General features: G+C 75.5%; 8 protein-coding genes and 1 pseudogene. 5 read left to right on the forward strand and 4 right to left on the reverse strand.

Going from position 1 to position 6,165, the window contains the following annotated elements; translation table 11 throughout:
- From B0E53_RS32005 to rimP, 4 genes are all read right to left on the reverse strand, one after another.
- Positions 1 to 278 (reverse strand): translation initiation factor IF-2 N-terminal domain-containing protein (locus B0E53_RS32005; protein WP_146167844.1); only part of this gene is annotated, 278 nt, incomplete at its 3' end.
- 93 nt (positions 279 to 371) lie between these two features.
- Positions 372 to 707 carry a YlxR family protein gene (locus tag B0E53_RS32010; protein WP_107079389.1) on the reverse strand — a complete coding sequence of 112 codons (336 nt, stop codon included), beginning with the start codon at positions 705 to 707 and terminating at the stop codon, positions 372 to 374.
- A gap of 16 nt (positions 708 to 723) precedes the next feature.
- On the reverse strand, positions 724 to 1,767 hold the full coding sequence (gene nusA, locus B0E53_RS32015; RefSeq protein WP_107079390.1) for a transcription termination factor NusA: 1,044 nt from the start codon (positions 1,765 to 1,767) through the stop codon (positions 724 to 726).
- Positions 1,764 to 2,417 (reverse strand): ribosome maturation factor RimP, encoded by a 654-nt coding sequence (gene rimP / locus B0E53_RS32020; protein ID WP_107079391.1) that lies wholly within the window; start codon positions 2,415 to 2,417, stop codon positions 1,764 to 1,766. Before rimP ends, nusA begins: the two co-directional genes overlap by 4 nt.
- Positions 2,418 to 2,683: 266 nt before the next feature.
- On the opposite strand from rimP, the gene B0E53_RS32025 reads away from it, so the two are divergent.
- From B0E53_RS32025 to B0E53_RS32045, 5 genes and pseudogenes are all read left to right on the forward strand, one after another.
- Positions 2,684 to 3,133: a hypothetical protein gene (locus B0E53_RS32025; RefSeq protein ID WP_210406295.1), complete on the forward strand. Its 450-nt coding sequence runs from the start codon at positions 2,684 to 2,686 to the stop codon at positions 3,131 to 3,133.
- Positions 3,130 to 3,570: a ferritin-like domain-containing protein gene (locus B0E53_RS32030; RefSeq protein WP_091312216.1), complete on the forward strand. Its 441-nt coding sequence runs from the start codon at positions 3,130 to 3,132 to the stop codon at positions 3,568 to 3,570. Before B0E53_RS32025 ends, B0E53_RS32030 begins: the two co-directional genes overlap by 4 nt.
- A gap of 70 nt (positions 3,571 to 3,640) precedes the next feature.
- The gene (locus B0E53_RS32035) at positions 3,641 to 4,222 is read left to right on the forward strand and encodes a PadR family transcriptional regulator (protein WP_107079392.1); all 582 of its coding nucleotides are present in this window, start codon (positions 3,641 to 3,643) and stop codon (positions 4,220 to 4,222) included.
- Positions 4,223 to 4,277: 55 nt separating this feature from the next.
- Positions 4,278 to 5,000, forward strand: a complete 723-nt coding sequence (locus B0E53_RS32040) for an ABC transporter ATP-binding protein (RefSeq protein WP_107079393.1) — start codon at positions 4,278 to 4,280, stop codon at positions 4,998 to 5,000.
- Positions 4,997 to 6,165: pseudogene (locus tag B0E53_RS32045) on the forward strand (ABC transporter permease); the annotation flags it as partial. The gene B0E53_RS32040 and the pseudogene B0E53_RS32045, both read left to right, overlap by 4 nt.

A 6,165-nucleotide genomic window follows, 5' to 3' on the forward strand; every position in this document is an offset into this window, starting at 1 on the left:
GGCGGCATCGGCTTGGCCGAGACCCGGGGGGCGCCCGGGGTCGGGGACGGCGTCGGGGTCGTTGCCGGGCTCGGGGCGGCCGCCGCGGGGGCGGCCGGCGCCGAGGTGCCACCGGCGGACGCGACGAATGCGCCACGCAGCCGTCGGGCGACGGGCGCCTCGACGGTGCTGGACGCGGACTTCACGAACTCGCCCATCTCCTTGAGCTTGGCGAGAACGGTCTTACTCTCGACCCCGAGCTCCTTGGCGAGCTCGTGTACGCGGGCCTTTCCTGCCACTGCACTCCTCACTCCGAGGTCGTGCGGGCAGCACCCGCAGCGACCTCACTCGTGCACTTGAAGCCTGGTCATTTCAGGGACTTCATCGTGTGCTCATGTCGGTCGTCCTACCTTGCTAGCGACCCTCGACCGGTCGGGTTGACCGGTCGTCGGGGTTTGCGCGTCAACGTGCTCCGCGAGCGCACCGTGGTCGAGGACCCCGGTGATTCGCAGTGCCCGCCCGAAGGCGCGGCGCCGCACCGCCTGCGCGAAGCAGGCCGGATCCGGGTGCATGTGCGCTCCCCGACCCGGCAGTCTGCGGCCCGGATCGGGCCGGAGGCTGTAATGACCAGCCTCGTCCCCGACCGCGACCATCCGCAGCAACTCGCTGGCCGGCGCTCGCTTCCGGCAGCCCACACAGGTGCGCTCCGGCAGCGCGCGTCGTGCCACTGGAGGAAGTCTACCCCTAGCTGCTCGAGATCGCGCCGCCCGCCTCGGGAACGTGATCAGCTCCGCCCCGGCCGGGCCCTCCACTCTGCTCCGCGTCGGAGCGGATGTCGATCCGCCAACCGGTCAACCGGGCCGCGAGCCGGGCATTCTGCCCCTCCCGCCCGATCGCCAGCGAGAGCTGGAAGTCGGGGACGGTCACCCGGGCGGTCCGGCTGGCCAGGTCGACCACCTCCACCCGGAGCGCCTTGGCCGGCGAGAGCGCGTTGCCGACGAAGGTGGCCGGGTCGTCCGACCAGTCGATGATGTCGATCTTCTCGCCGTGCAGCTCGCTCATCACCGCACGGACCCGCTGGCCCATCGGACCGATGCAGGCGCCCTTGGCGTTGACCCCCGGGGCGGTCGAGCGCACCGCGATCTTCGTGCGGTGACCTGCCTCACGCGCGATGGCGCCGATCTCCACGGTGCCGTCGGCGATCTCCGGGACCTCCAGGGCGAAGAGCTTCTTCACCAGCGCCGGGTGCGACCGGGACAACGTGATCTGCGGACCGCGCATTCCCTTGGCCACGTGCACCACGACGCAGCGGATCCGCTCGCCGTGCGCGTACCGCTCGCCGGGGACCTGCTCGGACTGGGGCAGGACGCCCTCCAGCTTGCCCAGGTCGACGCTGACGATGCCCTTCTCGGACCGCGCCTCGTGCGCCTGCACCACGCCGGTGACCAGGTCGCCGTCGCGGCCGACGTACTCGCCGAAGTGCACCTCGTCGGTGGCCTCCCGCAGCCGCTGGAGGATCACCTGCTTGGCGGTCATGGCGGCGATCCGGCCGAAGTCGTGCGGGGTGTCGTCCCACTCCCGGACCACGGTGCCGTCGGCGTCCACCTCCTGGGCGTACACCGAGGCGGCCCCGGTCTTGCGGTCGATCTCCACCCGGGCGTGCGGCTCGGCGCCGTCGGTGTGCCGGTAGGCGGTCAGCAGCGCGGTCTCGATCGCCGCGAGGATCGTGTCGAACGGGATCTCCCGCTCGCGCTCCAGGGCGCGCAGCGCCGCGAGGTCGATGTTCACCTCTCCTCGTCCTCCAGATCTTCGTCGTCGATGTCGGTGTCGTCACCGAGGTCCTCGTCGGCCACCTCGTCCAGGCGGTTGAACTCCACCTGGACCCGGCCGGGCCCCAGCTCGGCGTACGGGTGCTCGGCGCGGCCGGCGTCGGTCTCCAGCGCCACGCGCTCGTCGTCGGCGGCGGCGATCCGGCCGGTGACCTGCCGGTCCCCCTCGGGGCCGCGGACGGTCACCTTGACCAGCCGGCCGGCGTTGCGCCGCCAGTGCCGGGGCAGGGTGAGCGGGCGGTCCACGCCGGGCGAGCTGACCTCGAGCTGGTACTCGCCGGCCACGATGTCCCCGCCGGCCTCCTCGGCGGCGTCCAGCGCCGCCGAGACCGCCCGGGAGACGTCCGCGACCCCGTCGAGGTTGATCCCGCCGTCGGCGTCCACGATCACCCGGACCACGTGCCGGCGGCCGGCGCGGGACACGGAAAGGTCCTCCAGGTCGTAGCCGGCGGCGGTGACCACCGGCTCGATCACCTCACGCAGCCGCGCCTTGCGCGCGTTCAGGTCGCTGCGGGGTGCGCCGCCCCGGTCCGCGCCACGGGGGCCGTCGGACCGGCGGGGGCGCCCGGAGGGCCCCGTCGGCCGGGTGGCACGGCCACGCTGCGTCATTCGGCGCACCTCTCTGCTGTTGCCACGGACCCGGCGGGCCCGGTCGTGTCGCTGCCCGGGCGGGCCGGTCGGCCCGCCATGCCGGCACGCCACCGGGGCGTCCGCGCCCGGTGGCTGCGCAGAGCGTAACGCGCGGGCCGGGCGGCGGCCCGGGCGGCGCACCGACGCCTCTGGCCCACAACGCGCCGGAGATGGTGTTGACTTGTCCGGTGGCGACGGGCAGAACGACAACGGACCAGGGCGCACCGGGGCATTCCCGGCGGATGCTGCTGCGCGCCGGGGCGCTGCTGGCGCTCGGTGGCGCCGCCGTGCCGCTGACCGGCTGTGATCTTTTCGACCGCGACGACGAGTCACGAACCCCGGATCCGCTGGAGCCGCTCGCGGCCGAGGCCACCGCGCTGGAGGCCCGCCACCGGGCCGCCGCCACCGCCGTCCCGGCGCTGGCCGAGCGGCTCACCGCGATCGCCGACGCGCACCGGGCGCACGCCGAGGAGTTGCGCAAGGTGATCGGACGGCCGGCCCCGTCCGGCAGCCCGGCCGCCAACCCGTCGGTGGCCGCCGCCGATCCGGACACGGTCCGGACCGAGCTGCGGCAGGCCGAGCAGGAGGGCCGGGACAACGCCGCGCGGGCGTGCGCCACCGCGCCCGCCGAGCGGGCCGCGCTGCTCGGCTCGATCGCGGCGGCCCGGGCGACCCACGTGGAGGCGTTGAAGTGAGCCCGACCAGCGGCCCGGCCCAGGCCCTCGGTGACGCGCTCGCCGCCGAGTACGCGGCGATCTGGGCGTACGGGGTGATCGGCGTGCACCTGACCGAGGCGGCCCGCTCCGCCGCCCGCGCCGCCGAGGCGGCCCACCGGTCCCGCCGGGACGCCCTCATCCTCCAGCTCAGCTCCGGCGGCGGCCAGGTCCCCGCCGACCGGGCCGGCTACGCGCTGCCGTACCCGGTGACCGACCGGGCGAGCGCGCTCAAGCTGGCCGTGGAGATCGAGGAGCGGACCGCCGGCCACTGGCGGGCGGCGCTGCCGCACACCACCGGGGCGGATCGGAACAAGGCGCTCGCGGCGCTCACCGACTGCGCGCTGCGGGCCACCCGCTGGCGGCGCACCGCCGGGGTGACTCCGGTCACGGTTCCGTTCCCCGGTCGCCAGGCCTGAGCGGAGGCCCTGGTCAACCGCCGGAGCCCGGCGGTTGCGGACCGCATACCAGGTATGCATACTCCACGCCATGTCCATCCGCCACGGCCTGCTCGCCCTGCTCGAGCGCGGCCAGATGTACGGCTACCAGCTCCGCTCCGCGTTCGAGGAGTCGACCGGGTCGACCTGGCCGCTGAACATCGGGCAGGTGTACACGACGCTGGCCCGGCTGGAGCGCGACGGCCTGGTCCGATCGCTGCCGGAGAGCGAGGCCGGGCAGCGGCCGTACGAGATCACCGACGCCGGGCGGGCGGACCTGGCGCTCTGGTTCGCCACCCCGATCAGCCGGGCCGACCGGCCCCGCGACGAGCTGTCGATCAAGCTGGCCCTGGCTCTCACCACCCCCGGCGTGGACGTCCGCGCGGTCGTGCAGACCCAGCGCAGCGCCACCATGCGGGCCCTGCAGGAGTTCACCCGGTTGAAGTACGCCAGTGACAAGCCGGAGGACCTGCCCTGGCGCCTGGTGCTGGACGCGATGATCTTCCAGGCCGAGGCCGAGGTCCGCTGGCTCGACCACTGCGAGACGAGCCTGGTCCGCCACCGCCCGGCGCCGAGCCGGCCGGCCACCCGTCCGGAGGCGGTGGACCGGGCCGACGAGGAGGCGCGCCGGTGAGCGCGAGGAGTGAGCCGATCTTGCGAGCCCCGCAGTCGCGAACCAAGGTGGCGCCGTGAGCGGAGTGCTGGAACTGCGGGCGGTGCACCGGACCCACGGCGCCGGGGAGGCCGCCGTGCACGCGCTGCGCGGGGTGAGCCTCACCGTGGCCGCCGGCGAACTGGTGGCGGTGATGGGCCCCTCCGGCTCCGGCAAGTCCACCCTGCTCGCCCTGGCCGGCGGGCTGGACCGGCCGACCGGCGGCGAGGTGCTGGTCGAGGGGGAGGCCCTCGGCGGCCTGCCCGCCCGCGACCTGGCCCGGCTGCGCCGCCGCCGGATCGGGTACGTCTTCCAGGACCTGAACCTGCTCGGCAGCCTCACGGCGGTGGAGAACGTGGCGCTCCCCCTCGAACTGGACGGCGCCGGTGTCCGGGCGGCCCGCCGGCTCGCCCTGGCCGCGCTCGCCGAGGTGGACGTGGCCGGGCTGGCGGACCGGTTCCCCGACCAGATGTCCGGCGGCCAGCAGCAGCGGGTGGCGATCGCCCGCGCCCTGGTCGGCGAGCGCCGCCTGGTCCTCGCCGACGAGCCCACCGGCGCGCTCGACTCGCAGGCCGGCGAGGCGGTGCTGCACCTGCTGCGCCGCCGGGTGGACGCCGGCGCGGCCGGGGTGCTGGTCACCCACGAGGCGCGGCACGCCGGCTGGGCGGACCGGGTGGTCTTCCTGCGCGACGGGGTGCTGGTCGACTCGACGGCCCCGCTGGTCGGCGTCGAGCACCTGCTCAGCGGCAGCGGTCGGTGAACCGGGGCCGGCTCGCCGCCACGCTCGGGTCGTGGCGGGCCGCGCTGCGGATCGCCCGTCGGGAGGCCCGCCGGGCCCGCCGACGTACCGCGCTGGTGCTGGCGATGATCGCGTTGCCGGTGCTCGGGCTGACCTTCGCCGCGGTGAGCTACGACATGGCCGAGCTGACCCGGGCCGAGCGGATGGACCGGCAACTCGGCGGGGCCGACGCGATGTTGCGCTGGATCGACCTGAGCGCCATCGCCCAGGACGCCTGGGGCGAGGGTTCCTGGCCGGTCGGGGGCGATTCGGTGCCGCCGACGCGCCCGGTGACCGCCGACGAGGTGCGCGCGCTGCTACCCGCCGGCAGCCGGCTCACCCGGGTGCGCCTGTGGCTGCCGTTCGAGGTGCGGATCGACGGGAAGACCACGTCGTTCGACGCCCGCGCCGTCGACCTGACCGACCCGCTCGCCCAGCCGCTGGCCACCCTCCGCGAGGGCCGGCGGCCCAGCCGGCCGGACGAGATCGCGGTGAGCCCGGCCGCCCTGCGCCGGCTGGGCGCCCGGCTCGACGAGCCGGTGCGGACCGTCGACGGCACGACCTACCGGGTGGTCGGGGTGGTGGAGTTCCCGGACAACCTGCGGGAGGTGGTCGCGCTGCGGCCGGAGGTCCCGCCCGGTCCTCCCGGCACGATCGACGAGAACTGGCTGGTGGATCTGCCCGGGCCCGTCGACGCGGCGCTGGCCGACCGGTTGAACGCTAACGGGATCCTGGTGTCCGCCCGGACCCCGCTGCCGGGCCGGGAGGAGATGGCCACCGGACCGAACCTGCCCGACGCCGAGGCGACCGGCAACACGGTGCTGGTCGGCGGGCTCGGCCTGCTGGAGGTGGTGCTGCTGGTCGGCCCGGCCTTCGCGGTCGGCGTCCGCCGCCGGCGGCGGGACCTCGCCCTCGTCGCGGTCGCCGGTGGGGACGCCGCGCACCTGCGCCGGATTGTGCTCGCCGACGGGGTGGTGCTCGGGGCGGGCGGGGCGGCCGTCGGGCTGCTGCTCGGCATCGGCGCCGCGTTCGCCGGCCGCCCGCTGGTCGAGCAGTACCTGATGCAGGCGCGCTTCGGGGCGTACCGGGTCTTCCCGTCGGCGCTGGTGGCGATCGTCGCGGTGGCGGTGCTGGCGGGCGTGCTGGC

Origin of the sequence: Micromonospora sp. MH33 (assembly GCF_003013775.1) — a bacterium.
Classification (GTDB): domain Bacteria; phylum Actinomycetota; class Actinomycetes; order Mycobacteriales; family Micromonosporaceae; genus Micromonospora; species Micromonospora fulviviridis.

Bases quoted from the DNA above. Each gene is read 5' to 3' on its own strand.
- B0E53_RS32035 (WP_107079392.1), top strand. From the start codon at position 3,641: ATGTCCATCCGCCACGGCCTGCTCGCCCTGCTCGAGCGCGGCCAGATG.
- rimP (WP_107079391.1), bottom strand. From the start codon at position 2,417: ATGACGCAGCGTGGCCGTGCCACCCGGCCGACGGGGCCCTCCGGGCGC.